This window comes from Vibrio sp. 1402, from assembly GCF_033340275.1.
This window is the reverse complement of the sequence record NZ_JAWOWE010000001.1, coordinates 526,274-547,627: the sequence shown is the minus strand read 5'-3', so window position 1 is coordinate 547,627 and position 21,354 is coordinate 526,274. Positions and strand designations below refer to the sequence as shown.

The 21,354-nt window shown below is 44.4% G+C and carries 20 protein-coding genes; 14 read left to right on the top strand and 6 right to left on the bottom strand.

From position 1 onward, the window contains the following. Positions 1 to 32 precede the first annotated feature (32 nt). The gene (locus R7044_RS02315) at positions 33 to 743 is read right to left on the bottom strand and encodes a biotin/lipoate A/B protein ligase family protein (protein ID WP_005373753.1); all 711 of its coding nucleotides are present in this window, start codon (positions 741 to 743) and stop codon (positions 33 to 35) included. A 224-nt stretch (positions 744 to 967) separates the two neighbouring features. On the opposite strand from R7044_RS02315, the gene R7044_RS02310 reads away from it, so the two are divergent. Continuing rightward, positions 968 to 1,294 carry a DUF4156 domain-containing protein gene (locus R7044_RS02310; RefSeq protein WP_017633591.1) on the top strand — a complete coding sequence of 109 codons (327 nt, stop codon included), beginning with the start codon at positions 968 to 970 and terminating at the stop codon, positions 1,292 to 1,294. 79 nt (positions 1,295 to 1,373) lie between these two features. Here the strand turns inward: R7044_RS02310 and R7044_RS02305 are convergent, their stop codons facing one another. Continuing rightward, on the bottom strand, positions 1,374 to 2,402 hold the full coding sequence (locus R7044_RS02305) for a hypothetical protein (RefSeq protein ID WP_225455321.1): 1,029 nt from the start codon (positions 2,400 to 2,402) through the stop codon (positions 1,374 to 1,376). Positions 2,403 to 2,812: 410 nt separating this feature from the next. After that, on the bottom strand, positions 2,813 to 3,961 hold the full coding sequence (locus R7044_RS02300; protein ID WP_017819834.1) for a PLP-dependent aminotransferase family protein: 1,149 nt from the start codon (positions 3,959 to 3,961) through the stop codon (positions 2,813 to 2,815). A 125-nt stretch (positions 3,962 to 4,086) separates the two neighbouring features. Here R7044_RS02300 and R7044_RS02295 point away from each other — a divergent pair, with 125 nt between their 5' ends. Then, a complete protein-coding gene (locus tag R7044_RS02295) occupies positions 4,087 to 4,956 on the top strand; it encodes an AraC family transcriptional regulator (RefSeq protein WP_005387011.1) in 870 nt (289 codons plus the stop codon). 80 nt (positions 4,957 to 5,036) lie between these two features. Continuing rightward, positions 5,037 to 5,939 carry a LysR family transcriptional regulator gene (locus R7044_RS02290; protein ID WP_225455320.1) on the top strand — a complete coding sequence of 301 codons (903 nt, stop codon included), beginning with the start codon at positions 5,037 to 5,039 and terminating at the stop codon, positions 5,937 to 5,939. A 77-nt stretch (positions 5,940 to 6,016) separates the two neighbouring features. On the opposite strand, the gene R7044_RS02285 is transcribed toward R7044_RS02290, so the two are convergent. Then, on the bottom strand, positions 6,017 to 6,820 hold the full coding sequence (locus R7044_RS02285) for an SDR family NAD(P)-dependent oxidoreductase (protein ID WP_025767963.1): 804 nt from the start codon (positions 6,818 to 6,820) through the stop codon (positions 6,017 to 6,019). Between the two features lie 228 nt (positions 6,821 to 7,048). On the opposite strand from R7044_RS02285, the gene R7044_RS02280 reads away from it, so the two are divergent. Continuing rightward, positions 7,049 to 7,288 (top strand): YdcH family protein, encoded by a 240-nt coding sequence (locus tag R7044_RS02280; RefSeq protein ID WP_005373737.1) that lies wholly within the window; start codon positions 7,049 to 7,051, stop codon positions 7,286 to 7,288. A 73-nt stretch (positions 7,289 to 7,361) separates the two neighbouring features. Here the strand turns inward: R7044_RS02280 and R7044_RS02275 are convergent, their stop codons facing one another. Then, entirely contained in the window at positions 7,362 to 8,033 is a 672-nt protein-coding gene (locus tag R7044_RS02275) for a cupin domain-containing protein (RefSeq protein ID WP_205391235.1), read from the bottom strand. Between the two features lie 208 nt (positions 8,034 to 8,241). Between R7044_RS02275 and R7044_RS02270 the strand changes: the two genes are divergently transcribed. The 7 genes from R7044_RS02270 to R7044_RS02240 all read left to right on the top strand — a co-directional run bounded on the left by R7044_RS02270 (position 8,242) and on the right by R7044_RS02240 (position 16,051). Beyond that, positions 8,242 to 9,384 (top strand): hypothetical protein, encoded by a 1,143-nt coding sequence (locus R7044_RS02270; protein WP_205391234.1) that lies wholly within the window; start codon positions 8,242 to 8,244, stop codon positions 9,382 to 9,384. Next, a complete protein-coding gene (locus R7044_RS02265; RefSeq protein WP_205391233.1) occupies positions 9,374 to 10,300 on the top strand; it encodes a metal ABC transporter solute-binding protein, Zn/Mn family in 927 nt (308 codons plus the stop codon). Before R7044_RS02270 ends, R7044_RS02265 begins: the two co-directional genes overlap by 11 nt. 3 nt (positions 10,301 to 10,303) lie before the next feature. Next, the gene (locus R7044_RS02260; protein ID WP_085569167.1) at positions 10,304 to 11,098 is read left to right on the top strand and encodes a metal ABC transporter permease; all 795 of its coding nucleotides are present in this window, start codon (positions 10,304 to 10,306) and stop codon (positions 11,096 to 11,098) included. A gap of 300 nt (positions 11,099 to 11,398) precedes the next feature. Continuing rightward, the gene (fabG, locus tag R7044_RS02255; protein WP_017633598.1) at positions 11,399 to 12,118 is read left to right on the top strand and encodes a 3-oxoacyl-ACP reductase FabG; all 720 of its coding nucleotides are present in this window, start codon (positions 11,399 to 11,401) and stop codon (positions 12,116 to 12,118) included. A 440-nt stretch (positions 12,119 to 12,558) separates the two neighbouring features. Further along, on the top strand, positions 12,559 to 13,110 hold the full coding sequence (locus R7044_RS02250; RefSeq protein ID WP_050550087.1) for an AHH domain-containing protein: 552 nt from the start codon (positions 12,559 to 12,561) through the stop codon (positions 13,108 to 13,110). Then, on the top strand, positions 13,107 to 13,682 hold the full coding sequence (locus R7044_RS02245) for a hypothetical protein (protein WP_033906347.1): 576 nt from the start codon (positions 13,107 to 13,109) through the stop codon (positions 13,680 to 13,682). Before R7044_RS02250 ends, R7044_RS02245 begins: the two co-directional genes overlap by 4 nt. 995 nt (positions 13,683 to 14,677) lie before the next feature. Further along, complete coding sequence (locus tag R7044_RS02240; RefSeq protein ID WP_031781088.1) at positions 14,678 to 16,051, top strand: carbohydrate porin; 1,374 nt, start codon at positions 14,678 to 14,680, stop codon at positions 16,049 to 16,051. A 63-nt stretch (positions 16,052 to 16,114) separates the two neighbouring features. Here R7044_RS02240 and R7044_RS02235 read toward each other — a convergent pair whose 3' ends face one another. Further along, positions 16,115 to 17,101 (bottom strand): LacI family DNA-binding transcriptional regulator, encoded by a 987-nt coding sequence (locus R7044_RS02235; protein ID WP_005373712.1) that lies wholly within the window; start codon positions 17,099 to 17,101, stop codon positions 16,115 to 16,117. 235 nt (positions 17,102 to 17,336) lie between these two features. On the opposite strand from R7044_RS02235, the gene R7044_RS02230 reads away from it, so the two are divergent. The 3 genes from R7044_RS02230 to R7044_RS02220 all read left to right on the top strand — a co-directional run bounded on the left by R7044_RS02230 (position 17,337) and on the right by R7044_RS02220 (position 21,351). Beyond that, a complete protein-coding gene (locus R7044_RS02230; RefSeq protein WP_025767958.1) occupies positions 17,337 to 18,776 on the top strand; it encodes a sucrose-specific PTS transporter subunit IIBC in 1,440 nt (479 codons plus the stop codon). A gap of 165 nt (positions 18,777 to 18,941) precedes the next feature. Continuing rightward, positions 18,942 to 19,865, top strand: coding sequence for an aminoimidazole riboside kinase (locus tag R7044_RS02225; protein ID WP_064376208.1), 924 nt, complete (start codon positions 18,942 to 18,944; stop codon positions 19,863 to 19,865). 31 nt (positions 19,866 to 19,896) lie between these two features. Next, the gene (locus R7044_RS02220) at positions 19,897 to 21,351 is read left to right on the top strand and encodes a sucrose-6-phosphate hydrolase (RefSeq protein WP_064376209.1); all 1,455 of its coding nucleotides are present in this window, start codon (positions 19,897 to 19,899) and stop codon (positions 21,349 to 21,351) included. The last annotated feature ends 3 nt before the right edge of the window (positions 21,352 to 21,354 follow it).

Sequence of the window (21,354 nt, the reverse complement as noted above, 5' to 3'; positions counted from 1 at the left end):
TTTCGGAGTGTGGGGGAGGCTTGCTCCTTTCATTACTCCGCTTTTGCATGCGTTAAAAACGCACTCGTCAATTGTTGAAAGAGCGAATCTACCGATGGGCGGTCGGATACATGATGGAAGAGCGGTGTGTGGACATCACCACGAATATCATCGCTGTGACCGCAAAGCTGATTACACATTCGTACTGGTTCGACAATCTTCTCGACGTCGGCATCAATCAGAATGCATGCTTGTGACAATACCACTTGTCCGCCGCCTTTTTTAAGTAAAACACGCTGCGCGGTTCCCACGACTTTTTGCCCGCCAATGTTGAGGTTGTACTCGCCATCGCAGTAGGAATAAGGCGTAGCATGAACATCCACTTTCACGCCGAGCTGTTTAAAGAAAACCGTTAATATCGCACATAAATCGAGATACGCTTTTTTGATGTTGTAAGGCTCGCCTTCTGGCCAGTGGTAAATGTGGGATAGATTGATAATACCTGGCACCTGAGGGACTGGGGCACCACCGGTTTTACGAGAAAAGAGCTTCCAGCCAGACGTATTTAACGCATGTTCTAACTCATTAGACACTGGCCATTTCTTACCCGCGGGAAGCACGAGCGTTGGACTTTTTACTTGCCAAAGCAATAGCACTTGCGAGAGTTGGTTGGACTGAACTTGTTTAATGAGCTCATCTTCTTTGTCAAATGCATCAGCGACTTCCGTAGCTGTGTAGCGAATTAGCTTATTTTTAGCAACCAAACTCTATCCCTCGCGGCTATTTAATCGTTACTGTTGTATCTCAGATACAGCTTTATTGCTAGGTCTGAGTGATTAGGCTTTTGCTCGCTAGTTGCATGATCACCTTTTGGATCTTTTCCGTTGTCCATTAATTCTGCTTGAACACGCGATAAAAAGTTTTTGCTAGTCATCACATCAGCCATTCATAAAATCTGCCATCTATGAAAAATTTTGGCGATATAAGTATGAAAAAGCGAGTGATGACTCTCGCGTTAGCGGCATCATTAACGGGATGTGTGACGTTCCCAACTCAAGAATCTGAGCAAGTACAGGTGCTTTGGGACAATGTGAATGCGATTGAAAACTGTGAACTAATGGGTACCGTGATCGGCTCAGAAGGACACTTTTACGATTACTGGTTTCACGCAGATAAAGACATGGTTTGGGGGACGCTAAACCAAATGCGCATCAAGGCGGTGGATTTAGGCGCAGATACCTTGTACTTGTATCAACCGTTGAGCTTTTCTACGTCAGTGACGATGTTTGCAAATGCTTACAAGTGCAAACAGTAGCGATTTTCTTGCTCATAATTGAAAGACAGGCGCTGCTCGCCTGTCTTTGATGCGTTCTACAAATACTGGAGACTTTGCGTTAATTAACGTTTGCTGTCGCCACCGCTGATGTATCAGAAAACGACAATGTAAAGTCTCGCTCGGTATTAAGCACTTTGGCTGGAAACTCTAAGCTCAACTGCGTATGTGGCGCGACTTCTGAAGCAATGCTAGTAACGAATTTTCGGGTTTCTCCAGGAGAGATCGATATGTCACTTCCACCTTGTGATGAGAGCTCAGCGATACCCATTGTTTCAAGTGTGTTACCTGCAGTATCCGCCAGGTGTAATAAAGATTCTGACTTGTAGATTAATTCTCCACTTTCTGTGCGATATGCATTAAACGTGTTGAAATTTGGTTGTAATGATCCTTGTGATCCAATGTTAGTAACGGAAAATGTCACATTAGCGCCATCAAAGTTCTCGACTCTTACGAGTACGTTACCGTCTTGGTAACGAGCGGCTGCTGCCGCAGTTGCTTGTTGTTTCTGCCGCTGTTTCTCTTTTTCAATGTCGCTTAACTGTTTCTGCTCATTAGCGATTCGATTCTTTGCCATGTAGTACGACTGATCGACCATTGCTATTAAAGCGGGGATTGAATACAAAGTGAGGCCTTCCAAATGGTCAAAGTCGATTTTGGCATGTTGAGTACGTTTATGATTAGAAAATTGGCAGTAACCATCAATCAAACTGATGAAAGCCACTTCAAAAGTGCCCTGTAATCGGCTTACTTCCTGTGCTGCTTTCTCTAGATTTGAGCGGACTTTCCGAATCTCGTCCAAACTCTTTTGTGAAAGACGACCGTTTGGCGATACGTCGTTAGAAACCGAAACCAGTTCTTCGGTCACAAATGGATTGTTTTCGGCTGGAATCACCGTAGTTATACGGTTAGATTTGGTGATGTCTTCGCCCAATAAAACCATCATTTTTTGCGATGCGGCGGTTGTGTTGCCCGCTAATACGTCACTACAGTTTGGCGACGTATTGGCATACACGGCGAATGCGGTAAAAAGTGAAAGTGTAACGGACCAGCCGATGGTGACGAGTCCTGTCGTGGTTCGAGTATTCATCCTGATAACCCCTCTGTCATTTGGTGCGATTCACTGACGTAATTGCCAATCAAAAGATTGGCTCGCGACATTCAGAATGGTTCTGGTCAACCCTTCGTAGTGGGTCTGCCCACAGATGCTTTTTTAGTCGTTTATCAACCGCTAAGCCACGATTGATAAAGTGTCTGAAATTGAGAGCATTAACGCTGCGAAGTTGATGTCTTTGACTGAAAGATAGACGTAACTTTTCTAACCATCAAATACGTGATTGAGTTCTCATTTTTATATGAGTGAGAGGTTCAAGAGAAAACAGGCACTTACTGTAGAGAGTTGATTTGAAGGAAAAATATAAATTTTTTTGGGGAACTTTTTTGATGCTGCCTTTGAGACTTTTTTGAATCTCAAAGGCAGGTTCTTACACTCGCGTTCAATTACAACGTGTTGAGGACATCCGCGAGTCGAGAGACAGCTGTCGTCAGTTCTTCTGGTGTGGCATTGGTAAAGTTAAGACGCAGAGCGGCTTTTACCTTTGAACCTTCTGGATAAAAGACCGGGCTCGGCACTACAGCAACCCAGTTTGCGAGAAGGTTTTTCGCCAGTTCGAAGGTGTCGCATTCTGGAATTTCGACCCAAACGAACATACCACCATCGACGGGTTTGAGTACGCAACTTTCTGGCAGCTGTTTTTGCAGTTCAGCAAACATGACATCGTAACGTGATTTGTAAAGCGCACAGATGGTTGAAATGTGCGTTTCGAAGTTGTCATGTTGCAGTAGACCATGCAGCAAAGCTTGCATAGGAATACTAGAGTGCAGATCGGCACCTTGTTTAATTTTGATGAGTGGCTCAAGGTAGCTACTCTTGCCCGTAACTACACCAATACGCAAGCCTGGTGAAGCTATTTTGGAGAAAGAGCGCAATACGATGGAGTGCTGCGGGCAGAAATCCGAAACTAGCGGCAGTGCTTCACCAGAAAAACGCAGCTCGCGGTATGGTGCGTCTTCAATGAATGCAACGTCGTATTGGATACAAAGCTCGGCAACTTTTTGGCGAGTCTCTAGCGCCCAGCATACGCCCGTTGGGTTGTGAAAATCGGGTACGGCGTAGAACATTTTTGGTTGCTGCGTGGCAAAGCATTGTTCGAGTTCTTCAAGGTTTGGACCACACTCGGTTTGTGAAACGGTCACGATGTTGGCTTGCACTAGACCGAATACTTGCATAGCACCAAGGTAGCTCGGTGCTTCCATCACCACTTTATCGCCCGGGTTCACGTACGCACGCGCAATCAAATCTAGCCCTTGCTGAGAGCCCGTTGTGATCATCGCCAAATGAGATTCTGGCAGCTGGTAATAATCGGTCAAAAAGTTAAGTAGCGGGGCGTAGCCTGCTGTTGCGCCATATTGAAACACCTCTGGCATATTAGCGAGGTTTTCGAGAGTCGGTTTCATTAAGTCGATCGGGAAGGTTTTTTCGTCCGGCAAGCCACCTGCAAGAGAAATAACGTTCTTATCGCTCGCTGCTGCGAGGATCTCTCGGATGTAGGATGACTTAGTTTGTTGTAATGACTGTGCGATTTCCATGTGCTGTGCTTCTCGTAATTGTCTTTTTTTATGTCAGAAATAGTATAGGTAAATTGCCAAGCTTGGTGTGTCCATTTATGCTGTTAAATATGTCTGTTTATGCTATTTAAGCGAAAGTTTACTCCGTGAGCCATCAACAAGTTTCCAGAATCAATGACGTGCTGTTTTACATTCACCAGGACATTAGCAGAGATTTATCGGCTAAAGAGCTAGCAGATGTAGCAGCCTATTCTGAACAGCACTTCCATCGTATTTTTAAAGATGTGGTAGGGGAGTCTGTCCATCAATATATCCGTCGCACAAGAATGGAATACGCCGCCAATCAACTGATGTTTGATACCAGCTCGTCGGTGTTAGACATTGCTAACAAGTGCGGCTTTAGCTCGGTATCTTCTTTTAGCCGAGCATTTAAAGCAACGTTCGCTATGTCTCCTGGCGCGTGGCGAAAGCATGATTTACAAGTCGCAGAAAAGCCGTATCTAAAAGATCCGGAAGTGGCTGCGGGTTATCATCGGGTTGCTAAACGCGAGTTGCCAGAACCTAAAATTATGGAGGTTCCACAACGCTTTGCGGCTTATGTGCGGCATGAGGGTTATAGCCGTTCCATTCGTAATGCGTGGCTGATTTTGAAGGCGTGGGCAAGCTCTGAGAATCGGGACTTTTCGGTTCAATACGGTTTGCATCACTCCAACCCCGCTTGGGTTGAGCTCGATAAGTGTCGCTATGTGGCTTGTATGGCGATTGATAAGCCGCTTAAAGTACGCGGTGTCGTGAATCAAATGACGATTCCGGGTGGTTTGCATGCTGTTTTTCGCTTAACAGGGGTATATGGAGAGCTTCTTCCTCAATTGAGTATGGTGTTAGAAAAGTGGTTGCCGAATTCAGGCTTTAAGCAGCGTTCTACTCCCGCTTATGTTCACTATCATAAAAACCATTTCCTTAGCCATGATGAGGCGTTTGAGCTGGACTTCTATCTGCCCATCAGTTTTTTCTAACTGGAGTATTTATTTACTATCCGTAAGGAAGAAAATGCTAAGCTCTATATGGTGATTTTTTACAAATAATTGAAAATTAAATGAACATCGATCATGTAAAGCTATTTGTCCGTTTGGCTTCGACACACAACATCAGCATGGCTGGTCAGGAGCTTGGACTTTCTCCTGCTGTCGCTAGTGCGCACATCAACAAACTTGAGGACAGCTTAGGAGTTCGTTTAGTTCATCGCACCACACGCAAAGTTTCCTTAACTGAAGAAGGGCAGGCTTTTTTACCTCACGCGGAGGAGGTCCTTGCAACAGTGGAGGCAGCAAGGGGAGCTGTTGGCTCAGGGCAGAGTGCGCCAACGGGAGTATTACGTATAACCGCCTCTGCAACTTTTGGTCGCTTGCATATTGTGCCCGCATTAAAAGGTTTTATGGCGCGTTACCTAGGGTTAACCGTGGACTGCCGATTTTCTGATTCCATTATTGATCTGGTTGAGGGAGGTTTCGATGTCGCCATTCGTGTCGCTGAGTTGAAAGATTCTTCATTGGTCGCAAGAAAGCTTGCGCCAGATCGTCGTATTATCGTTGCATCACCAGATTATATTGAACAATTTGGGAGACCTAACAAGCCCCAAGACTTGACGAATCATGAATGTATTAACTTAGTTGGAATGAATAATTGGTCATTCAATACAAAAGATGGAATGTTCAATGTAAGAACTTCTGGTCGTTTTAAAACCGATAATGGTGATGCGATGAGAGACGCGACGGTAAACGGGTTAGGTATTTCTATCAACTCGGTTTGGAGTGTTTATCAAGAATTACAAAGTGGTCAGCTAGTGGAAGTACTCGAAGATCACCCTTTAGCGATGGATGCTGGGATTTGGGCTGTGTACCCAAGCTCTCGTTTAATTGCGCCTAAGGTGCGTGCCTTTATTGATTACTTTGCTGAATACTATGGCACGCCACCTTATTGGGAGTTTGCGGAAAAGTGATAACAAGTTTCACTTATCGAATACATTGTTTTTAAGGTCCGAATAAAAACGAACCTCAAGATAATTCTTAATTGTTATTAATAGAGTTTGCTTAAGATTAATTCAATAGTATCAATTATCTGCTGTGTTTTGCTTTGATCTAATGCATCAGGGTGTGGGGGCGCGAATGCTTCAATGTCATTATCGAAGTACATACCATGCGCTTGAGCAAACTCTTCTGATAGCGCAGCGCGAGTTAGAATATCTGCTCCTAAGCGGATATCACCACCAGCAACCCCATAAGCATCTTTAACCATCTTACTACCTAGGAATGATTTTGGGTTTACTGATACCAACATAGGGCCAGTGTTCTTAAGCTTTAGTCCGATTGCTCGTGACCACATCGTTAATGCCAATTTGCTTTGGGCATATGCTTCGCCATCTGACAATGGTTTGTTACCGAGTAAAGCGCTAGTGTTTACTGTTGTTTGTGCAGCTGAAGACAAATTAACCACACGACCCGTATCTCCGAGCAACGGCAATAGCTCTCTAGTGAGTAAGTAGGGAGCAATGGTGTTGACTGCGAAGCGTACATCAAGACCCTCTTTAGTTCTTGGATTTGGTGTTGCGTACACACCAGCATTGTTAATGATGACGTCTAAATGATTGAACCGTTCTGTTATCTCCATCACTATCTGTTTTACCGCATTGGGAGAGGATAAATCAGCAACAAGGCTTTCAACTTTACCACTTTTCATCTCCCTCAAACTTTGCTCAACTTGTTGAACTTTCTCTATATTCCGGCCATGAATTATTACGTGTTGTTCACGGTTAATTAACATTTTCGCGGTTTCTAAACCAATACCGTCAGTAGATCCAGTAACTAGAATTGTCTTTCGCATGATCGCTCTCATTGTTGAGGGTTAATATAGAACGATCATAGTGGCATCTTTTGCATTCGACTATTGAGACTAAAAAGAAAACACTTTCTAGGAAAAATTGAAAATAACTTTGTTGTTCTTTTTGTGGACGGTGCGACGAATTAACGTCTCATTAGATGCTACGGTTATACATGTGGTGCTCAAAAATTAGGCACTATTTTGTACTCAAATAATAGCCAAGAGGTCTCTATGTTAGGTGAAAATCACTCATTAACTCATGAATTCCCAGAACATTTGGATACCATTACTCAGCTTACCGAAAACGATGCATCATTTGCTGAAACCGTTAAAAACTACAATGCTTTAGATAAGGAAATCCGCGTACTAGAACTTCAAGGAAGCCCGATTGATGATCACGAAATGAACGTGTTAAAACATAACCGGGCTGAGCTCAAAGACTGGCTCCACTCGCGAATAATGGGTTCTTAGTGACGAAATGATCATCGGCTCGTAAATTGCGGGCCGATTTTAGTTCCAATGGACGATGCCAAGTGTGCAAACACTAGGATTGCTGAGCAGGAGCTTGGAGTGGCAGGTGGCCTGTTTTTACCCAAATGACCGTTTCTTGCTCTACAAAAGGAAAGTGCTCACTCATATGTGGACTGCGTATCCAAGAGTAGGGAGGATAGGTTCCTAGCTCGTCTTTAAATTCCCCCGATAACACAAAAATTTCTTCACCACCAAAGTGACGGTGTGGTTGAAACTTCTCACCTTTTGGCCATTTAACCAACGCGACATGTTCGTGCTCAAAATGATGCAGAGGCATGACTTGCAACCCACCGACACCACTCTGCCAGCTCGCTTGGTTTGTATTAATGCGAACTGTTTCAAGATCCTCAGATTCGAACTGATTTAGTTTAACTAAAATCACACAGCCTTCTTTGCTAAATGGTGCGTGTTGACTTCCTGGAGGGTTACGAAGGTAAGTGCCAGCAGGGTAGTCACCGTATTCGTCAGAGAATACTCCCTCGAGCACCAATATTTCTTCTCCTCGAGGGTGAGGATGAGTCGAAAACTGCGAATTTGGCTTGTACTTAACGACGCTGGTGGTATGCCCTGATTCTTTGGCTTCTCGTTCCAAAGGTTTGCGCCACACACCTTTGGAAGGGCTGGCGATCCACTCCTGTTGAGCAGTATCTATCACGATTCTTTTTGAAAAATCCATATTCAACATATTGAAATTCCGTTACTTATTTAATTACTAATTCTCATTAGTATACGTATAAAAAACATCAATTGATTCATTTGTTGATAGCCCAATTCATGGATTGAGTACGAACATGAAATCGGAGCCTAATTTAAATTTCTGCTTGTGTAATGAGAATTGTTATATTATAACATCGAAAAATTAAATGTTATAACATAACAAAAAGGAAAAAGTAGTGAATAAGAAATTGGTGTCTCTCGTGATCGGTAGCATTTTTGCATCCCCTGTTTTTGCCGACACACTATCGAACCCACAGATTGGTGTTGTTGTTGATGGCTACTACCAAGATGGCCAACGTCATAATTCTGAGCGCGAAGAAGGCTTTGGTCTAGGCCATACGGAATTAAACTTCTCATCAAATATCGACGACAAGTTTTACGGCGCATTGACCGCGGTTCTTGAAAGTCATGGTGATGAGACAGAATTAGAGCTTGAAGAGGCATTCATCGAAACTTTGGCATTGCCATATGGTGTAAACGTGCGCGCTGGCCGATTCCTATCTGACTTTGGTTACCTGAACAACCAACACATGCACACCGATAGCTTTGTTGAGCGTCCAATTGCTTATCGTACTTTCCTTGGCTCGCACTACTACGATGATGGTGTACGTGCAAACATCGTGTTGCCAACCGACCTTTATGTAAAACTTGGTGTAGAAGCGCTCAGTGGTAGCAAAATGTCTTCTGTCGAAGAAGGTTCTGAAGTTGGCGTGTACACCACGACGCTGAAGCTTGGTAGTGACTTCTCCGAATCTTCAAGTTGGCAGTTTGGTTTAAGTTACCTGCGTAACGAAAACGGCAAGGTTAAAGAATTCGAAGATCACGACCACGGTCATGAAGAAGAGCATGAGCACGATCACCATCATGGCGCAGCAGTGACAGGTGCGAACCTTTACGGTGCTGATTTTGTTTGGAAATGGGCACCAGACGGTAATTACAAATACAGCAACTTCACGCTATCGGCTGAATACATGCTGTTAGACGGTGTGGTAGATAGCAAATATAAAAACGATGCAGAGTCACCAGACAACTTAAGCGCTTACTATGTTTCGGGTGTTTATCGCTTCAACCCAAGCTGGTCAGCAGGTCTACGTTACGGCGAAGCAGAAAGCTACGATGGTCATGCACATGGCGACCACATGCATTTTACTGAGCTGAATGATAAAGAAATGGATGCGATGATCGCATGGGATTCTTCTCACTTCGGTACTATCCGCGCGCAATACACTCGCATTGATAACCAAGACAGTGAGACAGACAACGTGTTCACTCTGCAATACGTGATGACATTTGGAGCGCACGGTGCTCATGCGTTCTAAGCTGACATTAAATAAATGCAGTTTGGTGATGATGGCGGCAGGAGCTGCCATCATTGCTTCGCCTGCTTCGGCTCTAAACATTTTCGTTTGTGAGCCAGAATGGAAAGCCTTTCTTGAAAGCCACGCGCCAGATGCCAGTATTTATTCAGCGACAACGGCTAAGCAAGACCCACATTACGTACAAGCTCGTCCTTCTTTGATTGCAAAGATGCGCCAAGCGGACATGGCAATGTGTTCGGGCGCAGAGCTAGAGGTGGGGTGGTTACCTATGCTGCAAGTTCGTAGCAGCAATGCGGCGGTGCAAAATGGTGCGCCGAGCATGATCTACGCGACGGACTTCGTGCGCATGTTAGATACTCATGCTCACGTTGACCGTAGCATGGGAGATATACACGCTCACGGTAACCCACATGTTCAATTTGCGGCAAATGACATGATTCCATTATCTCGTAAAGTCACGGAGCGCCTAAAAGCGATTGATCCCGACAACGCACAAAGTTACCAAGTGAATGGTATGAAGTTTCGTGCTCATTGGCGTAAAAAGCTTAAAGAATGGAATGAGAAAGGGGCTGCTTTAAAGGGTAAGCAAGTTGTCGGTTATCACGCGACGTATCGTTATTTGTACGATTGGCTCGGAATGAAGCAGATTGCCGATCTCGAACCTAAACCGGGCATTTCACCGACCACATCTCACCTGCAATCACTCACCAAGTTAAATGCCGACAGTTTTGATGCGATTGTTTACTCCTCTCATCAGGATCAGCGTCCAGCGAACTGGTTGCAAGATCATACTGACAAACCTGTGATTCAACTGCCATTGACCGTTTCTGAGGGTGAAAGCTTGGATGAGATGTACGATCAGGTCATTGATGATTTACTGGATGTGTTAGTGCCGCCCGTTCCTGAGAAGATCTAAGTCATGGCGGATTATACATGGCTTTTACCTGCGGTTTTGTGTGGTTTAATTGCGTTGGTTGGCAACATCGTTCTGGGGCAACAAGTTCTTAATCGTCAGATCATCTTTATAGATTTGGCGGTGGCGCAAGTCGCGGCATTGGGGGCAGCACTAAGCCACTACTGGTTGAGCCAATACGCGCTGTTCTCAGGCTCATTCTTTGGCGAAATGATTGGCCCTTGGGTGATGTCTTTGATGCTTTGCGGTTTGATTGCCTTAATGGAGAAACGATACCAGCAACATTTAGAGCCCATGATTGGCAGCTTGTTTGTCGTGTCTGCATCGCTGGCGATCCTGCTGGTGAGTAAAGACCCACACGGCGGAGACTTTATTCAAGGCATTCTTAATGGGCAATTGTTATGGGCGACTTGGGCAGACGTTTGGCCTTTGGCACTCATTACCGCTGCGATGTTGCTATTGGTTTGGTTAAAACCTGCGTTTATGCGCGGTAGTGGTTTTTATCTGATCTTTGCAATCCTGATGCCCATTACGGTCAAGTTAACCGGCATTTATTTAGAATTTGCTTTGTTGGTTATTCCAGCTTTATGTGCGGCAGCATTGAAGGGAACTCGATTCTTTGTCGCTAGTATCAGCATTGGTATTGTTGGGATCTTATCGGGTATTGCCGCATCGGCTCGCTATGACTTACCGAGTGGTGCGAGTATTGTGATCACCCTGTTTATTGCTGGCATGTTGTTTAATCTCTTGCTTCAGCCTTTTCTGGTGAAAATAACAAAACCAGCTTTTGTAAGAGATTAAGAGACAAGTAATATTGGTCTGATGAAGTAGTATTTGATTAATCAGACCAATACTTTTCTATCCAAGTCCTCCAATCGTGTAACTTTGCGCCTTCCAACACACTTTCTTACGTTGATCTTGCCATAGTCATCAAGTTGCCTTGATTAGTTCACATTCGACTCCCAGACTGTTTCTATAGTTTTTATAAGATATAAAAGACCCTGCGTATGAGAAGCGCAGCTGTAACGCGACTAGGCATAAAAACAAAAAACGCTAGGGATACAAGCGAATTTGTAATCTCAACATTTAAGGAAGACCAAGATGAAACCGGAAAAAGTAGCAGTAGTCACTGGTGCGGCTCGTGGTATTGGCCAAGCGATTTGTGAGCAATTACTGGAGGATGGATTCCACGTAATCGGGCTAGACATATCGCCCGTGGAATGGAGCCAGTCGGCGCAGCTAAGCAGTTATCAAGTCAACTTGTGTGATGCCGAAGCTGTCAGTGAAGTGGTAGAAAGTGTTGTAGAGCAGCACGGAAGAATCGATGCTCTGGTTAACAACGCGGGCATCACTCGAGATGCACTGTTGCCAGACATGTTAGAGCAAGACTGGGACAGCGTGATCGACGTGAACCTAAAAGCGGTGTTCTTACTCACCCAACGTGTTGCTCCTGTCATGCTAGAGCAGGGCACAGGCAGTATTGTTAGCATTTCTTCTATAGTGGGAACGGATGGTAATATCGGCCAGAGCAACTACGGCGCAAGTAAAGGCGGCGTCATCTCAATGAGCAAAGGCTGGGCGAAAGAACTTTCAAGAAAGGGTGCACAGATACGCGTTAATTGTGTCGCGCCAGGCTTTATCGCCACCGACATGACCAAGAACCTGCCAGAGAAAGTCATTCAAATGATGGAAGGCAAAACCCCATTAGGGCGCATGGGCTCAGTGCAAGATATTGCCAATGGCGTCTCTTTCCTAACCTCAGACAAGAGCGCCTACATCACAGGCCAAGTGCTCAAGATTGACGGTGGGTTGGTATTATAGCTCGTTAATCAAAACGTCAAATAACAAACGCCCTTTATTTATGTGAAGGGCGTTTTTGTTTGAGGAACATTAATTGACCTGCTGGTATTTTTTTGCTCCTAAATGATTCAGTGGAATCAGTCAATAGTACGTGATGGAAGGTATAATTGCTTACTTTTATTAGCGAAGAAACTGATTGTATTGAGTGTTTTGTAGCCACTTGTTTTCTGGTAGCTTACAGCTCTTATTAAAGCTGTTGTGCCAGTCACATCTAATTGACCAAACATACAAGGAAGGAATTGTGAAGTATACGCCAAAGCCTATTCGACCTAGCAACCCATCTGCATTAGAGTTGGTTATTTATTACTACGAATGTCAAGCGGCCTGAATATCACGACAAAAAGAATAGTGTTGCGCTTAACAATGAATCTAAAGAAGCTTGCAAGCAGCGTACTGATGCTTTGGAAAAGGATTGGGCACACCTTCAGCATGAGCGAAAAAAGATCACTTCTCAGGTGATGCTACAGCAGGATCTTGAAACATGCCGTGCTGAAAACAAGTTGAAAGATGAAGATGAGTTGTTCGAGGAGGCTCATCATCCGACTTGTGTGCTGGCTCGTAATCTCACTGCAGTTGGTGAACCTAAGCCGAGTAGCATCCATGACCCACATCATATCATTCCGGGTAAAGGGCGGTTTCAGCAGGTTAGACTTGTTGTGACACGATTAGCTCTTCATGCTCACGGTATTGGAATCAATGACCCGTTGAATGGCGCTTGGCTACCTCGCTATAAAAATGACAAAGGTCACTGGGCAGGCAGTGAAGCACCAGCTCATCGAGAGATACATCGGTATAACTATGAATCATGGATTGTGAATACGTTTAGTTCTCCAATGCTGCCTGAGCAGGCAATGATTAGTCGCTTACAAAGAGTAAAGCACAAACTTCTGCATGGTGGATATCCGCAGAAAATTATTGAAAAGAAAGACACTAGCTGGAGCGGTCAATCATGAAAATCTACCAGTTAAAGCAACGCCCTGAGGAGTTTAAAACTCTAACTCTGGATATTATGAATCTTGCTAATCAGCTTGGTAATAAAAAGCTAGTAAGGCAACTCCGACTGCAGCCTTCTACTAATGAGCCTTTACTACCAATTTGGAAAGATGGTGTGGTTGGCGATTTTGAGGATGTTTTAGGAAAAAACTCTACGATGCCGGACATATCAACATGGTATAGCACATATCTAGCGCTAACTGCAGGTGCATGCGATAAGCTAGAATCGGTACTAGCGTCTGAGGGGGAGTTCTTGCCTATAAACGTTGGTGACGAAACCATATATGCTTTTAATTGCCTTAGTTTTGGCGCTGAAGATGAGTCTATGTGCCTTAAGAAACATACCGATGGTTTTGAAGATGGTCTGGAAACCATTGAATTTGATGAAGAGGATATCGAACCACGCTATGTATTCAAATCTCGCTTACAAGGCTGTACAGTGCTCTATGCTACAGAATCTTTCAAGCTTTTGTGCGAAGAGCATGGACTAGAAGGACTTAAGTTTGATGAAGATTTGCTGGATCCGTTTTAGTAGTTGACCAATGGGGTTAATGAATCCAACCACTACACTAGAAATTTGCAATACCTAAGCTAATGTTAGTGGGTTAATCGGGTCGTGGTTTTTCACAGTAGAGCCAAATTAGAAGTTGCATTTATTGCTAGTTCTGTCTTTTCTTTAGTAACAGTAGAATATGAAATCATGCAGTCGAGGCGTCAGGTGGCGGGATTGCAAAGCAGTCTTTATCTCTAGTATCAAAGAGGACGGGGAGCCGCTTTTTACAGGCGACTATATCGAATACACTAATTAGCGCAGTTTTAATAAGCGTAATGAAAATGAGAAGCTGAGAAAGCCCGAGAAGAACTATTAAGTCGAGATTCCTTTCTAATATGTAGTGAGTGGGTTGATTTGGCCAACCGACAAAAGGATTTGTAACATCTATAATTGTCCATTAAATGCTAATTTAGCAAAACCTACAACTCAATTTTCCAAAAATGAGTTTCGTTAGCTTGAATTAGAATAGCAAAGCGCTCTTCACGAAAGTTAAGGGCGTTAACAGCCTTTCATGTTGTTTGAACCAAGGTATCGAGATCCGCTTCGCTCTTAGTTACGTTCAACCTTAGCTGCTACTTTTCATCAACAAATAGAGATGAGTTACCATCAAGTAGCATAGGGAAGCGCGTGAGCACTATTCTCTCAAATGAACACTAAACCCCTTCTTTGTAGCCTGTCACCTTCAAACTACTTCCTCTAGCGCTAACAATTAATTCAAATGTGCGCTGGTTAATGATTTTTCTGTAAGTAACACAATTGAACGTGATAGAAGTAACAAAATCACCTCTTTGCGGTAACGTTCCCGAAAAGTTTATATATTATCGCCCTCATTGATATAAGTAGTAGAGACGCTCTGAGTACGAGCGCTCTGAAATTCAGGCTTTAGATGGACATTTAAAGTCACCATAAGTTTGCGATTTTTCTTGGGAACGTTTGCAATATGCCTAAGTATAAATTTACGTGAGACTATGGAAATGAAACTACACACTTTGACGATGGCAGTAGCGCTTGGACTGGTTACTGCACCTGCATTCGCAGCAACAGATGTTGACGCTCTTGAAAAGCGAATTAATGAATTAGAACAGAGACTTGAGCAGACAGAAAAAGCATCCACAGAAGCAAATGAGAAAGCCTCAAGCTTTGAGTTTCATGGCTACGCTCGTTCCGGGCTACTGATTAATGACGATCTGAATGGTGCAGTGGGTACTGGTCCTTACATGACGGCAGCTGGTGCTATTGGCGCTCCAGTTGGGCGATTAGGGGTAGAGGATGATCATTATGTGGAAGCAAACCTTATTCACAAACGTTTTGCAGATGATGGTTCCAGCGCATTGTTCCGAATCATGTTGGCAGATAGTACGGAAACCAATAACGAATGGACGGCGAGCGAGAGTCAATTAAACGTTCGTCAGGTATATGCTGAGCTAAACAAGTTGAGTATGTTCTCTGAATCAAGAGCTTTTGCTGACGCGACGTTTTGGGCTGGTAAACGATTTGACCGTGATAACTTTGACATTCACTTCTTTGACTCGGATATTGTTTTCTTATCTGGTACTGGTGCTGGTGTGTATGACGTCCAAATGAGCGATTCGTGGAAAGCAAACTTCTCGATCTATGGTCGTGATTTTGGTGAGATTGATAGCTCGTCAACAGATGTTGAAAACTATATCGCGACAATGAACAACCGCTTCGGTAATTGGCAATTGATGCTGAGCGGCATGACGTCTGCTGATAACAATGATCGCGTAGAAGGCGCAGCGGACAAAGGTTTACATGCGATGTTTGCTTACCATGGCGATAACTTCTTTGGCATGAGTGAAGGCTTCTCTAAAACCGGTATTTTGATGGGTGATGGACTGGGTGCGGAACTTAAAGGCATCGGTTCAAACGGAGATTTGTTAGAAGACGCAAAAGCCGTACGCTTGTTCAGCTATGGTGTAACACGCATCGGCGACAACTGGCGTGTAGCACCTGCGTTGCTAGCAGAACACAGCCAAGATCGCTTTGCTGAAAATGATGAATTTACGTGGGCATCGTTCAACATCCGCTTAGCGCAAGAGTTTACGCAGAACTTTGAGATGGTTTATGAAGGCTCATACCAATACATGGACCTAGACAATGCGATTGATAAAGCAAGTGGCAGTTTTTACAAAGCGACAATTGCACCAACGCTTAAGATGTCTACCGCTGCAGGTTTCTTTGACCGTCCGGAGCTACGTTTTGCAGTTAGCTACGTTGATTGGAGCGAAGACTTGAATGGCTACTCGATTAGCCAGGATGCGGGTGCTGCAACGATGGGTGATGGTGGTGAAGTTCTGTTTGCACTGCAAATGGAAACTTGGTTCTAAAGGGATCTAACCGACAAAGAGTAATAAGAAAAGCGCCAACTGATTTCAGTTGGCGCTTTTTCATTAACAGGACTGACGCTCAATTGTTTTGAAGGTTAGTACCATCTTACTCATTTCAAAACTTCTGTTGGCAATTCTATCTAGTAGCAGTTTCGCACCATTTTCACCCGCTTTATCAAATGCATAGTTAAATGTTGATAAGGTTGGGGTGCACACTGATGCGAGCTCATCATCACCAACTCCTAGCACTAAAACGTCTTTACCCGGTGTTAACCCGAGCTCTTGAATCGCTCTCATCGCACCGATAGCAATACGGTCTGTCGCACAGAACAAGCCATCTAGCTTAGGGTTCTTTGTTAAGTGTTGTTTTGCCAATGAATAGCCAGAATCGATGGTAAAGTCACCACGAGCATGGAAGGCGATCTCAAAACCATGATGCTGTAGCGCTTGAACAAATCCTTCAGAGCGTTGCTTATCTACCGCGATATCGTCACCTTGCACACCAATAAAACCCATGGTTTGGCAACCTTTTGCAACCAGTCTATTTCCCGCTTCAAACCCTACTCGTGCGTCATCATGAATGATGCTTGGAATATTAAACATGGAACCATCTTGACCGACGAGCACAACTGGAACGGCTGAGTTTTGAATTGCTTTTACCAGTTTGGAATCGAGGTGGGTGGCGTAAAGAATGATCCCTTCAACCCGTTTTTGGTTAAAGATCTGAATGTATTCCAGTTCTTTTTCGTGGGCTTGGTGAGTGCTAGCAAGTAAGACATGTTTCCCGGCTTTTTCAAGGACATCGGTTAATCCATCGACACCTTGGGATGTGGCATGAGAGGAAACCCGAGGAACAATGACACCAACCAGATTGGTCTTTTGAGATTTTAGATCTTTAGCGACTTGGTTCGGCACATAGCCACACTCCGCTACTGCTTGGCGGACCTTCAGTTTTGTCGCTTCTTTTACGCCATATTCATCGTTTATAACCCGTGACACTGTTGATTTTGATACGCCAGCCAGACGGGCGACATCATGCAGACTCGCCATTGTTCCTATCCATTCTGTTTTTCGTTTTTGGGATTGTTTGCAAAGAGAAGATGAAAAGCTCTTTGATAAGTAGCGATTCTAACCTCCTATACTGCTCTTAGGGAGAGAATTTGACGATCATTCTCACATTCTCTCTGCTTTATCTTTGATCATTTGGTTTTATTGAGCAAAAATCTGTTTTGCAAACGTTCCCGAAAATTTCGCAAGCTCAGATAATAATCCAATGGGGTATGAAATGAATTATCCGGCAGTAGCAAAAGAGTTGTTAACTCTATTAGGTGGTAAAAGCAACATCACCGCACTTGCGCATTGTGCGACACGCTTACGCCTTGCCGTTGCAGATGAGCAAAAAATAGATGAACAAGCGATTGATAGCCTTGAAGGAGTAAAAGGGCAGTTCAAAGTTGCGGGTCAGTACCAAATCATTTTTGGATCAGGCATCGTAAACCAAGTTTATGCAGAAATGGCGAAGTTGACGGGGATGAGTGAAATGTCCACCAACGACGTTGCGTCTGCTGGCGCAGAGAAACAAAACATCGTTCAGCGCGCGGTGAAAGGGCTGTCTGATATTTTCGTTCCAATCATTCCAGCAATCGTCGCTGGTGGTTTGTTGATGGGTATCTATAACCTATTGACTGCTCAAGGCTTGTTCATTGATGGCAAATCTTTGATTGATGCCAACCCAGGACTGACAGACTTGGCGAACATGATCAACACGTTTGCGAACGCGCCGTTTGTTTACCTGCCTATTCTGCTGGCATTTTCAGCCAGTAAGAAGTTTGGCGGTAACCCATATTTAGGGGCGGCGCTAGGTATGTTGATGGTTCACCCTGACTTGCTGAATGGTTGGGGATTCGGCGGCGCATCTGTGTCTGGCAACATTCCGGTTTGGAATATTCTTGGCTTTGAAATCCAAAAAGTGGGTTATCAAGGTTCGGTGTTACCGGTTTTGGTATCGGCATTCATTCTTGCGAAGGTTGAGCTAGGCTTACGTAAAGTCATACCTTCTGTTTTAGACAACCTTTTAACGCCATTACTGGCGATTTTCATAGCGGGTTTGCTGACGTTTACTGTCGTCGGTCCGTTCACGCGTGATATCGGTTTCCTATTGGGTGATGGTCTGAACTGGCTATACAACACTGCTGGCTTTGTTGGTGGTGCGGTATTTGGTCTTATTTATGCTCCGTTTGTTATTACTGGTATGCATCACAGCTTCATTGCTATTGAAACTCAACTTCTTGCGGATATTGCGACGACGGGCGGCACCTTTATCTTTCCTATTGCGGCGATGTCTAACGTTTCTCAAGGAGCGGCTGCGTTGGCGGTGGGCGTGATGAGCAAAGATAAGAAGATGAAAGGTATTGCGATTCCATCTGGTGTTACGGGTTTGCTGGGTATTACAGAACCGGCTATGTTTGGTGTTAACTTAAAACTACGTTACCCATTTATTGCGGCAGTTTGCGCTGCGGCGTTATCAAGTGCGTTCATCACAATGTTTAATGTGAAAGCTCAGGCATTGGGCGCAGCTGGTCTTCCAGGCATCATTTCCATTACGCCAGAGAAGATTGGGTACTACATCGCGGGTATGGTGATCGCGTTCTTGACCGCATTTGTTCTCACCATTGTTCTTGGTATGCGTGACCGCGCTAAAGTCGGTAGAAAAGCAGCGGCTTAATCTGAACTCCTTAGGGGTGGAGTCCCCCAAAATCCACTTCTTTTCCTAAATGTTTGGGATGCTAGCCAAGCACTAATGGCTTGGCTAGCCTTTTTCAATTTTTACTTGGTAGTGAAGGTGTTCAACACGTTGGACTATCAGGGCTTTAATTTCAAGGTAAGCAAGATGAATCAAGTGTGGGTAACTGGTGATGCTGTTGTCGATCTAATACCGGAATCTGAGACTTCTTTACTCAAATGTCCCGGTGGTGCACCAGCGAATGTCGCCGTAGCTATTGCTCGTCTATCTGGTAAGAGTGCGTTTTTTGGACGTGTAGGTGATGACCCATTTGGTCGCTTCATGCAATCAACGCTCGATCAAGAGGGCGTGAGCACGGAGTTTCTCGTTAAAGATCCTGAGCAAAGAACATCAACAGTGGTGGTGGATTTAGACGAGCAAGGTGAGCGCAGCTTTACGTTTATGGTAAAACCGAGCGCTGATCAGTTTATGTCTGTTGAAGACATCCCAAACTTTAAGCAAGGTGACTGGCTACACGTTTGCTCAATTTCACTGGCAAATGAGCCAAGTAGAAGCAGCACGTTTGAGGCGATCAAAAGAGCAAAAGCCGCTGGTGGTTTCATTAGCTTTGACCCTAACTTGCGCGATGAAGTGTGGCAAGATCAATCAGAGATCCAAGCTGTAGTGATGAAGGCTGTAGCGATGGCTGATGTGGTTAAGTTCTCTGAAGAGGAGCTTTTGTTCTTAACTGACTCAACATCGATGGCGCAAGGTTTACAACAAATAGCCGCTTTGAATATTGCTTTGGTCTTGGTGACACAAGGTGCTAAAGGCGTTTGGCGCGTCTTTGAAAATCAGAGTGAGCTGATCACTGGTCAAGTCGTTAGTCCGATTGATACCACAGGTGCGGGTGATGCTTTTGTCGGAGGGCTACTGGCATGCCTGTCTCGGTATGACGATTGGAAAAATCATCCTGTTGTTAGCTCTGCGATTCAATGGGCAAATGGCTGTGGTGCGTTAGCGACGACGCAAAAAGGCGCAATGACCGCGCTTCCGACCCAGACAGAATTGCTGCAATTTATTGGGCAATGATCTCCAGATCCAATTTCAGTTGAGAAAAATTATGAGCTTAAACAACCGTTGGACTGTGGAGCAAAGATATCGTCGACTTGAGCAAATCCCTCAGTGTGATATCGAAGAAATGACACTTTCACGTCAGCAAGATAAAGGCTTTCCTAGTTTTCATATCGCCCCTAGATTTGGGCTGTTAAATGACCCAAATGGGTTGTGCTATTTCAATGGTGAGCACCACATCTTTTACCAGTGGACGCCTGTGGGACCAGTCCATGGAATGAAGTATTGGTACCACCTTTCTACTAAAGACTTCATCCATTTTAAAGATCATGGCGTGGGTCTTCATCCTGACCAAGACTACGATTCACATGGTGTCTATTCGGGCGGTGCTTTGGTGGAAAACAACAAGGCTTTGCTGTTTTTTACTGGTAATAAGCGTGACCAAAACTGGAATCGAATTCCAACACAGTGCTTTGCCACCATGGATTCAGATGGCAACATTGAAAAGCATGGTGTGGTCATTGAGAACGAACATTACACGGAGCACTTTCGTGATCCAAAAGTTTGGAAGAAAGGCGACGACTATTTGATGGTGGTGGGTGCTCAAACCAAAACCGAGCATGGTTCAATGGCGCTCTATCAAAGCAAAGATTTGAAAACGTGGCAGCATAAAGGTCCTATCAAGACCAAGTTTTCTGACCTTGGGTACATGTGGGAGTGTCCTGATTTCTTTGAGATTAATGGTCAATCGGTGATGCTGTTTTCTCCACAGGGCGTGAGCAGTAATAATCCTTATGATTTCAAAAACATCTATTCTGTTGCGTATATCGTGGGTGATCAGTTGAACCTAGAGTCGATGATTTTAGAAAACCACCAAGATATTTTGCAGCCAGATTATGGGTTTGATTTCTACGCCCCACAAACCTATTTAGATGAGAATGGGCGTCGCATTCTTATTGCATGGATAGGGTTGCCAGAAATCGACACACCATCGGTCACACACCAGTGGGCAGGAATGTTGTCTCTTCCTAGAGAACTAACGTTGAAAGATGGTTTTCTTGTTCAAGCTCCGCTCCCTGAGCTGAAGAGTTTAAGAAAAGAAGAGGTGGTCTTTGCACAATCCCATACACTGGAAAGCACAAGTTGTTTGATCCAATTAGACCTTGAGGGCGATGGCTTTGAACTTGAGCTGAGTAACCTCAAAGGTGACAACATCGTCTTTAGTGCGACAGAGCACGAGTTTATGCTGGACCGTCGTCACATGTCTCATTTGTACGCAGAAGAATTTGGTGGTATTCGAAAAGCACCAAGATTGGACGCTAAGCAGACGATTGAGATGTATATCGACAATTCTGTCATCGAGATTTTCATTAATGGCGGCAAACACACGATGACCAGTCGTTTCTTTATTGATGACCTCAATACGGTAACGTTGAGAGGGTTGGAGCAAGCAAGGCTTTTCCCTTTGAAAGGTATTTCTGGTTTGTTTGAATCAGCTAAGTAACGG